Annotated in this window: 13 protein-coding genes; 6 read left to right on the top strand and 7 right to left on the bottom strand. The window is 58.9% G+C overall.

Going from position 1 to position 15,318, the window contains the following annotated elements:
• Positions 1–76 precede the first annotated feature (76 nt).
• Together AUK77_RS04070 and AUK77_RS04065 are read left to right on the top strand one after the other, a co-directional pair.
• Positions 77–826: an AraC family transcriptional regulator gene (locus AUK77_RS04070; protein WP_296126481.1), complete on the top strand. Its 750-nt coding sequence runs from the start codon at positions 77–79 to the stop codon at positions 824–826.
• A gap of 137 nt (positions 827–963) precedes the next feature.
• Positions 964–1,815 carry a DMT family transporter gene (locus AUK77_RS04065; RefSeq protein ID WP_296126478.1) on the top strand — a complete coding sequence of 284 codons (852 nt, stop codon included), beginning with the start codon at positions 964–966 and terminating at the stop codon, positions 1,813–1,815.
• Positions 1,816–1,846: 31 nt separating this feature from the next.
• On the opposite strand, the gene AUK77_RS04060 is transcribed toward AUK77_RS04065, so the two are convergent.
• The 7 genes from AUK77_RS04060 to recQ all read right to left on the bottom strand — a co-directional run bounded on the left by AUK77_RS04060 (position 1,847) and on the right by recQ (position 11,177).
• Complete coding sequence (locus tag AUK77_RS04060) at positions 1,847–2,137, bottom strand: SelT/SelW/SelH family protein (RefSeq protein ID WP_296126475.1); 291 nt, start codon at positions 2,135–2,137, stop codon at positions 1,847–1,849.
• Positions 2,138–2,236: 99 nt separating this feature from the next.
• Positions 2,237–4,312 (bottom strand): FimV/HubP family polar landmark protein, encoded by a 2,076-nt coding sequence (locus AUK77_RS04055; protein WP_296126472.1) that lies wholly within the window; start codon positions 4,310–4,312, stop codon positions 2,237–2,239.
• Positions 4,313–4,639: 327 nt separating this feature from the next.
• Positions 4,640–6,043 carry a DHA2 family efflux MFS transporter permease subunit gene (locus tag AUK77_RS04050; RefSeq protein ID WP_296126469.1) on the bottom strand — a complete coding sequence of 468 codons (1,404 nt, stop codon included), beginning with the start codon at positions 6,041–6,043 and terminating at the stop codon, positions 4,640–4,642.
• Complete coding sequence (locus tag AUK77_RS04045; RefSeq protein ID WP_296126467.1) at positions 6,043–6,477, bottom strand: MarR family transcriptional regulator; 435 nt, start codon at positions 6,475–6,477, stop codon at positions 6,043–6,045. The genes AUK77_RS04050 and AUK77_RS04045 overlap by 1 nt, the downstream gene beginning before the upstream one ends.
• A gap of 91 nt (positions 6,478–6,568) precedes the next feature.
• Positions 6,569–7,585, bottom strand: a complete 1,017-nt coding sequence (locus AUK77_RS04040) for a DUF2804 domain-containing protein (RefSeq protein ID WP_296126463.1) — start codon at positions 7,583–7,585, stop codon at positions 6,569–6,571.
• Between the two features lie 204 nt (positions 7,586–7,789).
• Complete coding sequence (locus AUK77_RS04035) at positions 7,790–8,953, bottom strand: diguanylate cyclase (RefSeq protein WP_296126461.1); 1,164 nt, start codon at positions 8,951–8,953, stop codon at positions 7,790–7,792.
• 97 nt (positions 8,954–9,050) lie between these two features.
• On the bottom strand, positions 9,051–11,177 hold the full coding sequence (gene recQ, locus AUK77_RS04030; protein WP_296126458.1) for a DNA helicase RecQ: 2,127 nt from the start codon (positions 11,175–11,177) through the stop codon (positions 9,051–9,053).
• Between the two features lie 149 nt (positions 11,178–11,326).
• Between recQ and AUK77_RS04025 the strand changes: the two genes are divergently transcribed.
• The 4 genes from AUK77_RS04025 to lapD all read left to right on the top strand — a co-directional run bounded on the left by AUK77_RS04025 (position 11,327) and on the right by lapD (position 15,106).
• A complete protein-coding gene (locus AUK77_RS04025) occupies positions 11,327–11,914 on the top strand; it encodes a YecA family protein (protein ID WP_296126416.1) in 588 nt (195 codons plus the stop codon).
• An 8-nt stretch (positions 11,915–11,922) separates the two neighbouring features.
• Entirely contained in the window at positions 11,923–12,342 is a 420-nt protein-coding gene (locus AUK77_RS04020) for a YbaN family protein (protein ID WP_296126413.1), read from the top strand.
• 85 nt (positions 12,343–12,427) lie between these two features.
• Positions 12,428–13,120 carry a cysteine protease LapG gene (gene lapG, locus AUK77_RS04015; protein WP_296126410.1) on the top strand — a complete coding sequence of 231 codons (693 nt, stop codon included), beginning with the start codon at positions 12,428–12,430 and terminating at the stop codon, positions 13,118–13,120.
• A gap of 9 nt (positions 13,121–13,129) precedes the next feature.
• Positions 13,130–15,106 carry a cyclic di-GMP receptor LapD gene (gene lapD, locus AUK77_RS04010; RefSeq protein WP_296126407.1) on the top strand — a complete coding sequence of 659 codons (1,977 nt, stop codon included), beginning with the start codon at positions 13,130–13,132 and terminating at the stop codon, positions 15,104–15,106.
• Positions 15,107–15,318: the final 212 nt, after the last annotated feature.

Here is a 15,318-nt window from a genome sequence, read left to right as displayed (position 1 = left end):
CAACTGCATGGCAATTCGGTGACAACCCAAACCACCGCAGGCAGGTAGACTTGAGCGCCTGAACAAGGAGCCCAGCATGTCTTCGCTGCTTTCGCTGCGTCATTACAGCCATGAACGATTAAGCCACAGCCATGATCATGCACAGTTAGTGTTTGGCATCAGTGGCCAACTGGATGTCGAAATCAACGGACAAGGCAGGCTAATCACCCGGCAAACCTTGGCTGTGGTACCCAGCACTGCGCAGCATGCCTGCGCCAGCCAATCTGGCAGCCAGTGCCTGGTGCTCGACGTGCCTGCGCAGCCCTGGTTACAACAGCAGCTGGGCCCACACCTGGACGCCACTCATCGATTGCTGGAAAAGCCCGCCACCCTCAGCCTGACACCGGCCCAGAGCCAATTGGTCGCCTGGCTGGCCAACAGCCCGATTGCAGACCCGGTCATCGCTCAGCAAGGCTCGGCCCTGTTGTTGGCCAGCCTGGCCTGCGTTGATGCCCCGGCTCCGGCCTACAAGGCACTGCCATTGACGGTTTTGGATGCACACATCGACCAACATGCGGCCTATCCGCTGCAGGTCCGCGACCTGGCGCGCCTGAGTGGGCTTTCGGTGGCGCGCTTCCATGCCCGCTTCCTGCATGAAACCGGACAAACTCCCATGGACTATGTGCGCAGCCGCCGCTTGCAGTTGGCGCGTCAGCTGTTACAAGGCAGCAACTTGGCCATTGGTGAGATCGCCGCGCGGGTCGGCTACAGCTCGCAGAGCGCGTTTAGCGCCGCCCTCTCGCGCCATTTTGGGGTTAACCCAAGGCAGCTGCGCCGCAACCGTTAACAGGCCAACAGCATATGCGAGCCTGACGACAAAATCGGTGATTCCCAAGACAGACAACACCGCACGATGACGCCTAGACTGCGCGGCGCAACCTTGGAGTCTCTTATGCAGCGCAATCGATCAGGTGCGTCACACTCATGAATCAGCGCAATGCACTGTGGGCCATTCACCTGGGCGCGCTGCTGTTCGGTCTTTCTGGCATCTTCGGCAAACTGGCCAACACCACGCCGCAGATGATCTCCGCCGGACGAGCGATTTTTGCCATTGCGGCATTACTACTATTCGCCCAGTTGTTCAGCAACGCCCGCCTGGTGCGGCTTAGCCTGCGGCAAACCGCTCTCTTAGCCCTTGGCGGCCTCTTGCTTGGCGCGCATTGGTGGAGTTTTTTTGAAGCCGTGCAGCTCTCAGGCGTGGCCATTGCCACCCTCGGTTTTGCCAGCTTCCCGGCTTTTACCGTGCTGCTCGAAGGCGTGCTGTTCCGTGAGCGCACACGGCCCATGGAATACGCCATGGTTGTGCTGGTGTGCCTGGGGCTGATCCTCGTCACGCCGGATTTCACCCTCGGCAGCGAGGCCACCAGCGGTTTGCTGTGGGCGGTGTTGTCGGGCCTGTTGTTTGCTCTGTTGTCCCTGCTAAACCGTGCCAGCACCCGTGGCATTGAGCCAATCCAGGCAGCGCTGTACCAGAATATTGCTGTGCTATTGGTCTTCCTGCCGCTGGCCTGGCCGACGCTGCCCAGCGTGCAGGCTCAAGACTGGTTGTGGATGGCCATGCTCGGCATCTTCTGCACCGGGCTGGCACACAGCCTGTTTGTCGCCAGCCTGCGTGTGCTCAAAGCACGCACCACAGCGGTGATTTTTGCCTTGGAACCGATCTATGGCATCACCTTCGCCTGGCTGCTGTTCAGCGAAGTGCCGACCCTGCGCATGCTCGCCGGGGGCGCGCTGATTGTGTGTGCGATTTTTATCTCGGCACGCAGCGCTCGATAAGCCATTCGATACAGCGGGTGATAAAGGTCAATCAGGCTGACGGACGATCGCTGTGGCCCAAGTCCCGCTGTGGGTCAATCTGATCGCGCAGGCGCTGCTTTAGCACCTTGGCTTCGGGGAAGCCGCCATCGGCCTTACGCTCCCAGATCTGCGCACCGTCGCAGGTGACCCGAAACACGCCACCGGTGCCCGGTTCAAGACTGACGCGGGCTAGATCGTCGCTGAAGGTCGAAAGTAACTCCTGAGCCAACCAGGCAGCGCGCAGCAACCATTGGCATTGGCTGCAATAGGTGATGACCACTTCGGCTTTGACATGGGACATGGATTCACTCGTTACCGGGTTTGGACACAGACAGCCGAAGGGCTGCCTTGGCTAAGCGCCCGCGCCAAGAGTGGCACGGCCGGGTAGAAGGCCAGCGTGTCAGGCGATTTTGGCGAGCAATTGCAGGGCTTCCTGTTTTTGCTGCTCGTCGCCCTCGACCAACACCTGATTGAGAATCTGGCAGGCACTTTCCACGCTGCCCTGCTCAATGTAAGCCAGGGCTAAATTCAATTTGGACAGGTTGTCATGATCACCGGCCAAGGCATCCAAGTCATCCAACAAAGACACCTGAAACTCACCCGCCGACCAGTCCGGGTGATCCGTTTCTTCAACCAGCATGGTTTCAGCAAAAGGGCTGCGTACGTTGTGGTTATCAGACCGCTGGAAAAAATCAGGCTCATCAAGCTCTGGTAGTGTTTCACTGACAACGGTTTTGCTCGGCCTTTTTTCGGGTGCAAAGGGGCTGACCAAGTCCCAGTCGGCATCCAACGACAAGTCATCCAGATTCAATTGGGCATCATTGGCCGCGCTGTTTAACGGTTGCGGCGGCTGAGGTACTTGCGACTCATCAAGCACCAATACCACCTCGTCTAACAGGCTGGCATTCGACTGATTGAGCAAATCGGCATGCCGCGCCTTGAGCTCGTCAATGCGCACTGGGCTAAAACCCGATTCTCGCACAGGCGCTTCCAGTGCAAGAAAACCCTGCGCATCACCGGCCAAAGCCAGCACTTCCAATAAACGGAAGCCAATATCGCCACGCTGTGGCTGCGCGTCCCAGGCCTTGCGCAGCGTATCGAGCGCCTCACTCAAGCGCCCATACGCGATATAAACATTGGCGCTTTGCAAGGCATCTTCATCACCCGCCGGCCAAACCGGGCCAGTGCGCGGCACTGCTGGGCTCGCTTGAGCCTGTGTTGCTGGCCCCACCTGCGCCAAGGCCTCAGCGACAAGCGCTGCTGCTGGGGGTTGCTCCGGTTGAGAAATCGCCAGGGCTACAGGCGGCACGCCGGGATTTCTGACACGCCAGAGCAACCCAGCCACACCGGCCAATAACAAGGCCAACATGGCGGTGATCCAAGCCAACCAGTGATTACCCGGCTCGGCCGCAGCCGCTGCGGGGCTCACAGCCGCGGACGATGCTGCAACTGGGGTGGCATCAGTTTCGGTTCGGCGCGCGGCCAACTCTGCCAGCAAGCCGGCAATCTGCTCATCACGTGCTTGCATCTGTTGCTGCAACTGCTGCACCTGCACGCCAAGCTCAGCAAGGCTCTGCTGCAATTGCAGGGTTTCGGCGATCTGGCTGGCCAGCTCGCGCTCGACCCTTGCCTGCTCCAGCCGTTGCAGCTCTGCGGCAGGATCCAGCGCCGCCTGCGCAGTTGCGGGCTGGGCTTGGGCCTCAACGGCCTCGGCTTGCACCACGGAAAAAACTGCTGGGTTTGCAGAAGCGCCAGTGCCCGCAGTTGATAGAGGTGCCACGCGATCCGGCAGTAACAACTGCGCGCCGACTCGCAGGCGGCTCACGTCGCCATTGATAAATGCCTGAGGATTGAGCGCATACAGGTGATCCACCAACGCGGCGGCCGTTACCGATGAACCGGTATTGCCTGCCAGCCGTGTAGCGATTTTCCACAAGCTATCGCCGCCCACAACGCTGTAGCGATTGCCCAATTGAGCTGCGGGCATAGCAGTCGGGCGTGGTCGCTCGCTCGCGACAGGACGCGCAGATGCCACAAATGCTGGCGCAGCAGGACTGGCTGCCGTTACAAGACTGGCCGAGCCAGGCGGATCGAGCAAAACGGTGTACTCGCGATACAACCGCCCGCTTGGCCTTGCCACTTCCACGATAAAGTTCAGGTAAGGCTCGCGTACCGGCTGGGTCGACAGGACACGAATCACGCTGCTGTCACCGCGCAACAGCGGCTCAAAGCGCAGGTCATTGAAGAAGTACAGGCGCTCAACGCCCGAACGACTGAACACATCCGCCGGGGCCAGACGAACGCGCACATCTGCATCGGTGAGGTTGCCCACATCCAGCAGTTTGATTTCAGCATCCAGCGGTTGGCTCAAGGCCGAGTTAAGGCTGATTTCACCCAAGCCAAGAGCGGGTACCAGCCCGGAGTACAACGCCGAGCTGGAAGCCAGACCGATCAGTAATTGACGGACAATGGTCATAAAAAGTGCTCCCGGTAAACACACACCCTGCACTCACCTGACTGCGCCCGATCAAGGGCTGGTGATGGTGGTTGAAGGTGGCAAAAATACCTGGGGAGAGTACGTTCCGTGTGCAACCCGGTGCCAGGCAATAAGAATGACGGCGCGTTGAAGGTAAAACAGTCGCCGCTTGCTAAAAAGCTACCGAGGTTAAGCATAGGCCCACAGTCAATATAATGACAACCGCGTCACATCCTGACCTCGAGCCATTAAGTGAATGAGCTCATGCGCAGCCCCATGCCTAAACAGATGGCGTCGCGGTAAATGAACCATCAAAACGCTGAGCGCTCAGCGCTTGGTTGACTTAACGCCCACTGCGGCCACAACGGTGAGAGCGAAGATCACCGCCACCAGCCAGAAGCTCTGCTTGAAGGCAATCAACTCGGCCAGTTGGCTGGTCCCTTCTGCACGGTGCCGCCACTCCAGAAAGAATGTCAGCAGATTGACCCCAAAAGCGCCACCTAGCTGGCGAACAAAGGTAATCGCACCTGCGCCTTGGGCCAGTTCTTCAGCGTTAAGGATGTCCAGCGAGCCGGTGCTCAGCGCGGGTAGTAAAATACCCAACCCGACTCGCCCCACGCAGGCCCAGAAACACAGCAGCAAGAACGAAGCGCCCTGGCCGACCCAACCCAGCCCGGCAGCGGAGAGCGCAAAGATCAGCAACCCAACACTCAACAGCACAGCGGCTGATAAACGGTCACTTAACCAGCCGCCCATAAACGCCGCCATCCCCATAAACAGTCCGGCAGGTAGCAGCAGCAGGCCAGAACGGCCGGCACTAAAGCCCTCGACCGTTTGCAGGTACAACGGTATCAGGTAGGTGGAGCCATAAAGCCCGATGCCCAAGGTGAGCGCAACCCAACTGGCACTGCGAAATCCGGCATGCTGCCAAAGAGCAAGCGGCAACAAAGGCTGAATGGCCTTACGTGTATGCAGGAAAAACAGCGCACCAGCCACAACAGCAACGCACCCTGGGAGCCAAACCCGAGGCGCATTCAAGGCAAAGCGCTGCGCTTCAGCAAGAAATCCAAGGGCGGCAAAGATTGCTACGCACAGCCAGACAAACGCCAGAACATCCAACCGCGGCGTGCTGCGTTCCCGTTGATCAGGCAACAGCCATTGCCCCACCACCAGCGCCAGCAGGCACATCGGCAGCGGCATCCAGAAAATCGCCGCCCAACCAAAATGGTCGACTAGATAACCACCCACCGCTGGGCCCAGGGAAGGCGCCAGCATCACCCCCAGGCCATAAATGCCCAGTGCCATGCCACGCCCGCCATCGGCATAAACGCGGAAGATCAACACCATGGCTAACGGCTGGATAATCCCGGCACACAACCCTTGCACAATACGCAGCGTAATGAGCTGCCAAGCGGCGCCAGCAACCAGCGCCAGCAGCGAGGTCATAATGAAAAATAGAAGGCCAACCTGAACCGTGCGCCGGGCACCAAACCGTGCCTGGGCCCAAGCCGAGAGCAGCAGCCCGGCGGTCATGGCGGCGAGAAATCCGGTGGACAACCACTGAGCCAACGGCCGGCCAATGGCAAAGTCATGCATGATCGCCGGCAAGGCCACATTGATGCTGGTCGATGCCAAAATCATGGCCATGCTGGCCACCATCAACAATGCCAACAGCAGCCCTGGGTAGCGGGAGCCGAAGCGTTGCTGCAATGCTTGCAGGTCAACACCCATCAGCTTTTTTCCAGGTTTCTCAGCACTTGCGCATGCACTTGCTGGCAACGCCGCAGTTCGTCTTCGTCGATACCGGCGAACACCTCCTGGCGCAGTTGAGCCGAAATGGCTTCAATTTTTTCAATCAGCGGCCTGGCCTCGGGACATAAGGCAATTTTCTTGGCGCGGCGGTCTTCAGGCACAGCTTGCCGCGTCACCAGACCTTGGGCTTCAAGGCTATCGAGCAAGCGCGCCAAGGTCGGCCCTTCTACCCCAACGCTTTGCGCCAACTCTCGCTGAGTGGGCAACTCGGCAAAACGACCCAGGTGCAACAGCACCAGCCAGCGCGCCTGGGAAAGCCCAAGCTCGACCAGACGACGATCCAGTTCAGCGCGCCAGGCACGTGATAATTGGGCTACTTGCATGGCAAAACGGTGTTGATCGGTATGCGACATGGACAGCGGCTCTTAACTATAAAAAACTAATTATTAGCCAGCTAACCATAATCGCTTTATCGAGGCAAGCCTGCTGCCGGGCACAAGCGTTTCACCACTTTACGTATTGGTCTTCAACAAAGCCCCACAGGTTATCGATGTGCACTTCTGGCCGGCCAAAGGGCCTTAAGACGCCCTTGAAGCGACCGAAAATTTGCTTGAAGTTGCTCGCCAACACACCCACGTTCAAGCGCTCTTTGTGCAGGCCATGCCCGGCAAACTGCAATTGCACCTGACCATCATGAGAGGTGATGGTCCAAGGCTGCAGCGGTTGATCGCGGTCGAAGACAAAACGCACCGTATCGACCTTGAGCAGTTCGCCATCCAGCCAAAAGCAGTTTTCGGTAAAGCTGGTTTCATTGACCCCGCAAGACAGGTTCAACCCCACACGCTGTGCACCGGCCTGACCAGACAGACACGCCCAGTTCCAATGCGTTTCAGGCCGCATATAACCGGCCGACCAATCGTGATGGGCAAACGCTGCAATCTGCGCCAGGTCAAAATCCCCCAAAGCACTGCGCACCTGCCCCGTACAGCGCACCCCGGCGACCTTCTGTGCATAGACCCAACCATTAACGGCGGTCGGCGTATTGATGTACATCGGCTGAAAAGCCGGTTCAGCTTCGGAAAACGAAGCGTCGATGCGCGTGCCGTCATCCAACTCTACCAGCAGGCGTTTTTCCTTCGATGCGGCGCTATTTTCCAGGCGCAGTAGATTGCGCCCAACGCGCAGTTCGCACACTCCCTGATCAGGCGCCTGCGAAAAATGGCTACCAAAACCCAGCGGTAATTTGAACTGACGCGCGATCATCCGCCCGCTGGCTGGGTGAAACAGGTACACAAACCCCACGCCCAGTAGGCTTAGATTGGCCAGCGCGCAGCCGCCGATCAGCTCATCGCTGATCAAGCCAAAGTACTGAAACTGGTGAAAACGCCGCCATTTGGCCAGCGCGCCGAGCTTGCGCCCCATGGGTGAGCGAAAGTCAAAGTCGCGGTAATTAATCAGCCCCGGCGCGCTGGGAAAGATGCCGTAATGTGGCTGGCCGTTGGCCTGAATCAGTCGGTCCATGGGTGGGCAATTCGCAGGATGGAAAGCCTTCGATGCTAGCACCGAGGGGTAAACACCAGCATTCACCGCACGCGCCACGCTCAGCGGCAAAATCGGCCATTCATATGCAGGCTGAGCTCAAGAGCGCACAACTTAACAGCGCTACTTAGTCTAGACTCGGCTTAGCGCGCCCTGGAGTCTGTTGCCGCGAAACACCAACAGACGCTAAGCCACCACCTGATTGCGGCCAAAGGCCTTGGCTTCGTAAAGGGCGCGGTCAGCGTGTTCATACAGTTTAGCCAGTGCATCGACCTGATCCGGTTGGATACAGGCCACGCCAATCGACATGGTCAGCACGCTGGCGGTTTTCGATCCGGCATGTTCGATCTTTAGGTTTTGCAGCGCCAAACGCAGCGCCTCGGCACGTTGCAAGGCCTCTTGATCACTGATGTCGTAAAGCAACACGGCAAACTCTTCGCCCCCCAAGCGCACCGCCATGTCTAAAGGTCGACGGGCCGCCTCGTGCAGGACGCTGCCCACTCGATGCAACACGTTGTCGCCGGCCTGATGGCCGTAATGATCGTTGTACGCTTTAAAATGGTCGATATCGCAGAGCAGTAACCCTAAGCATCGCTTCTCGCGCTGGGCCTGTCGCCAAAGTCGCTCGAAATGCCGATTGAAACTGCGCCGGTTGTGCAGCCCGGTAAGGCTGTCGTGATCCGCCAATACACGCATCAGTCGGCTGATCAGAAAATGCTCGCGAGACTTGAACTCCAACAGGTAGCAGCCAACGGCTCCCATCAGATTGCCAAACAGCAAAAACAAGGCGTTATTGATCAAGCGTGTACTGGGCAGTTGGGCCACAAACAACTCCACCGCGATATAAACCAGCAACACCAGCAGCGAGCAAGCCAACGCTTCCAGTAGACGCAGGCCCGCCAGGAAGTAAGCCGCCATGCACACAAGCAGAAGGCCTTCATAGGGATAGCTGGGGTCAACACGATGAGCGATGCCCACCACCAGAGAGGCCGCCGCGCCGAGGGCAAGCAAACTGACCAAAGTCAGCGGTTGCAATAAATGCGTGTGCTTAGCCTGTATCAGCAGCACGCCAAACACACACAGCAGCAGCAAGACAGCGAGACGGATGGCCAGCATCCACCAGACTTCTGGACCACTGATCAATACAAAATCAAAAACAGCGAAAGCCAGCCAAACCAGAATACCGACCACAAGGGCAATGCGTTTGAGTTCAAAAGTGTCATCGCGCAGGTAGTCGCGGTACTCCTGCTCCAACGGGCGCGAGAAACGCAACAGGCGAAAGCCCAAAGCCAGTTGGTCTGCATAGGGGCTGGGGCGAACATCATCAAGCCACGCGGGGGGGAGGGACACAGAAACCTCTAAAGCAGAATGGCTGGTTAAACCTTAGCCCCTGAAAAGCAGCGCCACAAGGACAGCCCGAAGGCTTTCACCTGCAGCGCTCTGCATCTCAGGTCTCAAATTCCGCCTGCAGCGCGGCACGCACGCAATGCAGCACACCCAACTCAACACGCCCGGCAAACTGCTCACCAATCGCGGCCGCCGTTGGCAGTTCGCCCTCGCCATCGAGGAATGCATCCTGAATTTCCGCCAGCAAGGCCTCAGGCAGATCAAGCGCGTGCTCCAGGCTCAATTGCTGCTGGGTGATGGCTTCAGCCAACATGCCGTAGACATTCTTTTCACTGCATTTAAGCTGTGCGGCTATTTGCGCAGGCGTCATACCGGCGCGCGCCAGGCTGACCAACTCGTGGCGCAAATCAAGGACAGCACGCGGCGCTTCATCGGCAGCACCCAGCACGTCCAGAAAAGCCTCGCCGTAACGATCCAGCTTACGCGCCCCCACCCCACTGACCCGCGCCATCTCTGCCAAGGTACTGGGTTTGCTGCGCAGCATTTCCAGCAAGGTAGCATCGGGGAAGATCACATAAGGCGGCACCCCATGCTCTTCCGCCAACTTGCGCCGTAGCGTGCGCAGCGCTTCCCACTGGCTGCGTTCCTCACCACGCACCAACTGGCTGGCGGCGCTGCTGGAGGCTTTGGCGCTTTGTTGCGGTTTGAGATCGCGGCGCAGTTGCAGGCTCACTTCGCCTTTGAGCAAAGGCCGGCAACTGTCGGCCAAACGCAAACCGCCAAATCCTTCAAGGTCGACGTCGGCCAAACCACGCGCCACCAACTGGCGAAACAACGAGCGCCATTCACCTTCATTCAGGGCCTTGCCGATACCGAATACAGCTAGATGTTGATGCCCTACAGCACGAATCTTATCGTTGTCACGGCCCAGCAGCACATCCACCAAATGCCCCACGCCGTAGCGCTGCCCCGTGCGATAAATGGCCGAGAGCGCCTGGCGCGCAGGCTCGGTGGCATCCCAGGTTTGCACACCGTCGATGCAGTTGTCGCAGTGCCCGCAGGGCTGCGGCATCTCTTCGTCGAAATAGGCGAGCAACGCCTGACGCCGGCAGCGGGTTTCCTCGCACAGCGCCAGCATGGCATCGAGTTTGTGCTGCTCAACGCGCTTGTGTCGCTCGTCACCTTCGGAGTTGTTGAGCATCTGCTTGAGGAAAATCACATCCTGCAGGCCATAGGCCATCCAAGCATCTGCTGGCAGGCCATCACGCCCTGCCCGGCCGGTTTCCTGATAGTAAGCTTCCAGCGACTTGGGCAAATCGAGGTGAGCCACAAAACGGACGTTGGGCTTATCGATGCCCATGCCGAAGGCGATGGTCGCGACCATGATCAGCCCTTCCTCATTGAGGAAGCGCTTTTGGTGATAGGCCCGCAACTCATTGGCTAACCCGGCGTGGTAAGGCAGCGCCGGGAAACCTTGCTCACTGAGAAACGCCGCCACTTCTTCAACTTTCTTGCGCGAGAGGCAATAGACAATGCCGGCATCACCTTTGCGCGCACCGAGAAAGCTCAGCAACTGCTTGCGCGGCTGCTCCTTGGGTACGATGCGGTAGAAAATATTCGGCCGGTCGAAACTCGACAGAAAGCGTTCGGCATTCTGCAAGTGCAAACGCTGGACGATTTCTTCGCGGGTGCGCATGTCTGCCGTGGCGGTCAGGGCAATACGCGGGACATTGGGGAACAACTCAGCCAGTTGGCCCAGTTGCAAGTATTCCGGACGGAAATCATGCCCCCACTGCGACACGCAATGCGCCTCGTCGATAGCAAACAGGGCGATATCCAAATTCTGCAGAAAACTCAGCATGCGCGGCTGCACCAGCCGCTCGGGGGCCAGGTAGAGCATCTTGATCTCGCCGCGCTTGATCCGCTCGGCAATCTCGCGCTGCGCGTCGGCGCTCAAGGTGGAGTTCAGCGCCGCGGCCGCCACACCCAGTTCGTCGAGGGTTGCCACTTGGTCATCCATCAACGCAATCAGCGGTGAAACCACCACCGCCAAGCCTTCACGCAACAATGCCGGCACTTGGAAGCACAGCGACTTGCCGCCGCCAGTGGGCATCAGCACCAAGGCATCACCGCCATTGGCCACGCGCTCGATAATGGCACCCTGACGACCACGAAAGCTGTCGTAACCGAATACGTCTTTGAGGATGCGCTGCGCGTGCTCGAGCATGAAGGGTCTCCGAAACAGGCAGCGCATTATACGCAAGTGCTGCCTGCACACGCGCCGCAGATACGCCGTTTGATCCGATTTTCACCCAGCATTAAATGCCACAGGCTGCTAAAATCTGGCCTCGTTTACTCCTCTCAAGGTAGCCCCCGATGTCCTTCGCCGAGCAACTCTCCCGCCTGCAAGCCTTCCTCGATGCCGATGAGCTGCATGAAGAGGCACTGGACTACATAGCCGCGCACGGCTACCTGACCGCCCTGTCGATCTGCCCCGAGCAGGTGCCAGAGCGCGAGTGGATTGATGCGCTGTTCTCCGAGCCACCGCATTACCGCAGTGATGCCGAACGCGAAGAGATCGAGGCCACTCTAATTCAGCTGCAAAGCCATATCGCTCGCCAACTGGCCAGCGATGACGAGCCGGACGTGCCGTGCGACCTTGACCTGGGCGATGAGCCGGATGATTCCGACCTGCGCGGCTGGTGCATCGGCTTTATGGAAGGCGTTTTCCTGCGCGAAGCGGTGTGGTTTGACGACGCTGAAGATGAAGTCAGCGAACTGCTGCTGCCGATCATGGTGGCGTCCGGTCTGTTCGATGAGCAGCCCGAGTTTGCCGAAATCGCCCGTGATCGCGACCTGGTAGACAGCATGGTTGATCAGATCCCGGAACTTCTGACTGCACTGTTCTTGCTGTGCAACGCCCCGGAAGAAAAGCCCGCCCTACTGAAACCCCGTCACCACTAAGTCACGCCGTGGTGCAGCCCACTCGAGAACAGCGTAATCCGGTCATCCGCTTTACGCTGCTGGCCATTGGCTGGCTCAGTGTCGCCCTGGGGGTTATCGGGATATTCCTGCCGGTGTTGCCCACCACGCCCTTCCTCCTGCTGGCAGCCGCCTGCTTTATGCGCAGCTCAAAGCGGTTCTACCTGTGGCTGATCAACCACCGCCACCTTGGTCCCTGGATTGTCGATTACCTGCAAGGCGAAGGCATTCCGCTCAAAGCCAAGGTGTACGCGATCAGTCTGATGTGGCTAAGCATTGGCGTGTCGTCCTACTTGGTACCGTTGTTCTGGGCCAGGGCCTTTATGCTGACCAGCGCCGTGTTAGTGAGTGTGTACATCCTCAAACAGAAAACCCTGAACAAAGCCACGACCGAATCCAGCCGGCGCTAAAGCCGGTATACATTCGGTATATTCAGCGCGGCAAACGCCAAAACCGGCTCCTACACTTCCCCCATCTCTGACCGAGGCGCGGTACATGCAACCCCGTCAGCTCATCAACGGATGCCTCAAACGGCTCGCAGCAGGCTTGCTGGCCGGCTGCATCCTGTTAATTGGGCTGACCAGCGCTCTAGCCGACTGGGATTTTGCTGCGATCCTGCAAAAAGCCGAAAGCCGCTATGGGCAACTGGGCTCAGCCAAGAAGCGCATCCTGGCCTGGGAAGCGCAAATTAAGGCCAGCAGCACCAGCAGCGAGGAAGACAAGCTGATTGAGGTCAATCGCTTCTTCAACCGGCAAATCCGCTTCTCCGATGACATTAAAATCTGGCGGCAAAACGATTACTGGGCCACGCCCATTGAGATGCTGGTTCAAGGTGAAGGCGACTGTGAGGATTACTCCATCGCCAAGTATTTCACCTTGCGCCGCCTGGGCATCCCCAGCGAAAAACTGCGCATCACCTACGTCAAGGCACTCAACTACAACCAGGCGCACATGGTACTCACCTACTACGCCACGCCTAGCGCCGAGCCTCTGGTGCTGGACAACCTGATCAACCAGATCAAGCCCGCGTCCCAACGACGCGACCTGCTGCCGGTTTATGCCTTCAACGCTGAAGGGCTCTACCTGCCGGGTTCCAACAGCAAAAAGAGTGATTCCAAACGACTGTCGCGCTGGCAGGACCTGCTGAAAAAAATGCGTGCTGAGGGCTTCGCCATCGGCGAAGGCTAGGAGGAACCTATGTCCTTGCTCAAACAGCTGTTTCTGGCCATCTGCCTGTTTCTGGTGGTGGCCTTCACCGGCAGTTTTATTGTCGGCGTGGAAAGCTCGCGGGAACAATTACTCGGCCAGTTACGCTCTCACGCTCAAGATGCAGCCACGGCTCTGGGCTTGTCGATGACCCCACACGTGGACGACCCCGCGATGGTTGAGCTGATGGTCAGTTCGATTTTCGACAGCGGCTACTTCACCCGCATTCGTGTGGTACGCATTGCCGATGAGCACGTGATGATCGAGCGGCTCAGCGCCACTACCAGTGCCGAGAGCGTGCCCGCCTGGTTCAGCGCGCTGGTGGATTTGCAGCCGCAAGCGGGCGATGCGCTGATCATGCGTGGCTGGGAGCAAGCTGCACGGGTTGAAGTGCTCAGCCACCCACAATTCGCTTTGGCCAAACTCTGGGACAGTGCCGTGGGCAGCCTGCTGTGGCTATTGCTCTGCGGTTTGGTCAGTGCAATCCTGGGTGGCTGGTTGCTGCGCACCCAACTGCGGCCACTCGACGCCATGGTGCAACAAGCCCAAGCCATTAGCCGTCGGGAGTTCCTCACCCTGCCCAACGTGCCGCGCACACCTGAACTCAAGCGCGTGGTCACGGCTATGAACCAAATGGTGGAAAAACTCAAAACCCTGTTCGCTGAAGAAGCTGCCCGCAGCGAAAAACTCCGCGAAGAAGCCTATCAGGACAGCATCACCGGCCTGGCTAATCGTCGTTTATTTGATATCCACCTGGCGCACCAGCTGGCGCTCAACGAACAGAACGCCGAAGGCTACCTGCTACTGCTGCGCATCAACGACCTCGGCGGGCTCAATCAACGCCTCGGCGGCCCGCACACCGACGCCTTGATCGCGGCCATCGGCGAGCTGCTCAAGCGCCTGCTTAGCCCAACCAACCGCGCCGAGTGGCTGGCTTCACGCAACCGCGCCGAGTGGCTGGCTTCACGCAACCGGGGCGGCGAGTTCAGCCTACTGGCGCCAGGCATCGGCAGCGAGGAAGTGGAACAGCTTGCCAACGAGCTGCATGCCGCTCTGGAAACCCTGCGCCAGACCGGAGCCAGCGACTGCACGCCCGTTGCCCACATTGGCATAGGTGCCTTTCGTCCCGGCGAGGAACCCAGCCAGGTCATCAGCCGGGCCGATCAGGCTCTGGCCCAAGCGCAAAATGACTCAAGCCGAGCATGGGTGCGCCTGGATGATTTCAATGCACAACGGGCTCAGGATCTTCACGCATGGCGCAGCTGGATCGATGCGGCGCTGAACCAGGGCAAGCTGCAGCTGTATTTCCAACCGGTGCTGCAGTGCGCCGCACAAGATCAACTGCTGCACCACAAGGTGCTCGCCCGCCTGCTTGATCCGGAGGGCGACACCATCGCCGCAGGCCGTTTCCTACCGTGGATCGAACGTCTGGGCTGGACTGAGCGCTTCGACCTGGCCATGCTCGAACACAGCCTTACGCACCTCACGCAGCACCCGGCGCCGCTGGCCCTCAGTTTGTCAGCCGCCACCTTGCGCAACAGCGACACCCTCAAGTGCATGATCGAGGTACTCAGGCAGCATCCGCTCCAAGCCCGCCTGCTGACCCTCGAAGTGGATGAACGCCATTTGCCACCCGCCGCCGAACTGGAGGCGCTCAGCCAGAGTATCCGCAACACCGGCTGCTGCATGGGCCTGCAACACTTCGGTGGCCGCTTTAGCCTGATCGGTAACCTTACCCATTTGGGACTGGCATACCTGAAACTCGACGGCACCTACATTCGCGCCATCGATCAAGAAAGCGACAAGCGCATGTTTATTGAAGCGGTCTTCCGCGCCACCAACAGCATTGACCTGCCGCTGATTGCCGAAATGGTGGAAACCGAGGGCGAACTCGCCGTGGTCAAGGAGTTGGGGCTATACGGTGCCATGGGCCGCCTGCTGGGTGCACCAGAGCCATGGCAGGATTAATCAGCGTCGCAGCCCGGATGCAAGCCAGGGAGTTGTTAAGGTTCATCCCCGGATTGCATCCGGGCTACATGAGCCTCTGCGAGCAAGCGTAGGGTGGATGACGCTTTACCCATCCACCCACAGCGACCTTATGGTGGATGAAAGAGCGTCATACACCCTAGAGTTCTAAGCGTAGGAGCGGGCCATGCCCGCGATAGCGACTTCGCGGGCAT

This window comes from Pseudomonas sp. Ga0074129 (assembly GCA_001465025.1).
Lineage (GTDB): Bacteria > Pseudomonadota > Gammaproteobacteria > Pseudomonadales > Pseudomonadaceae > Aquipseudomonas.
This window is presented reverse-complemented; position numbering and strand designations above follow the sequence as displayed.

Excerpts from the sequence above, each read along its gene's own strand:
- AUK77_RS04060 (WP_296126475.1), bottom strand. The coding sequence starts at position 2,137 with ATGTCCCATGTCAAAGCCGAAGTGGTCATCACCTATTGCAGCCAATGC.
- lapG (WP_296126410.1), top strand. The coding sequence starts at position 12,428 with ATGCAACCCCGTCAGCTCATCAACGGATGCCTCAAACGGCTCGCAGCA.
- AUK77_RS04050 (WP_296126469.1), bottom strand. The coding sequence starts at position 6,043 with ATGGGTGTTGACCTGCAAGCATTGCAGCAACGCTTCGGCTCCCGCTAC.
- AUK77_RS04055 (WP_296126472.1), bottom strand. The coding sequence starts at position 4,312 with ATGACCATTGTCCGTCAATTACTGATCGGTCTGGCTTCCAGCTCGGCG.
- AUK77_RS04025 (WP_296126416.1), top strand. The coding sequence starts at position 11,327 with ATGTCCTTCGCCGAGCAACTCTCCCGCCTGCAAGCCTTCCTCGATGCC.
- AUK77_RS04040 (WP_296126463.1), bottom strand. The coding sequence starts at position 7,585 with ATGGACCGACTGATTCAGGCCAACGGCCAGCCACATTACGGCATCTTT.
- AUK77_RS04045 (WP_296126467.1), bottom strand. The coding sequence starts at position 6,477 with ATGTCGCATACCGATCAACACCGTTTTGCCATGCAAGTAGCCCAATTA.
- AUK77_RS04065 (WP_296126478.1), top strand. The coding sequence starts at position 964 with ATGAATCAGCGCAATGCACTGTGGGCCATTCACCTGGGCGCGCTGCTG.
- recQ (WP_296126458.1), bottom strand. The coding sequence starts at position 11,177 with ATGCTCGAGCACGCGCAGCGCATCCTCAAAGACGTATTCGGTTACGAC.
- lapD (WP_296126407.1), top strand. The coding sequence starts at position 13,130 with ATGTCCTTGCTCAAACAGCTGTTTCTGGCCATCTGCCTGTTTCTGGTG.
- AUK77_RS04070 (WP_296126481.1), top strand. The coding sequence starts at position 77 with ATGTCTTCGCTGCTTTCGCTGCGTCATTACAGCCATGAACGATTAAGC.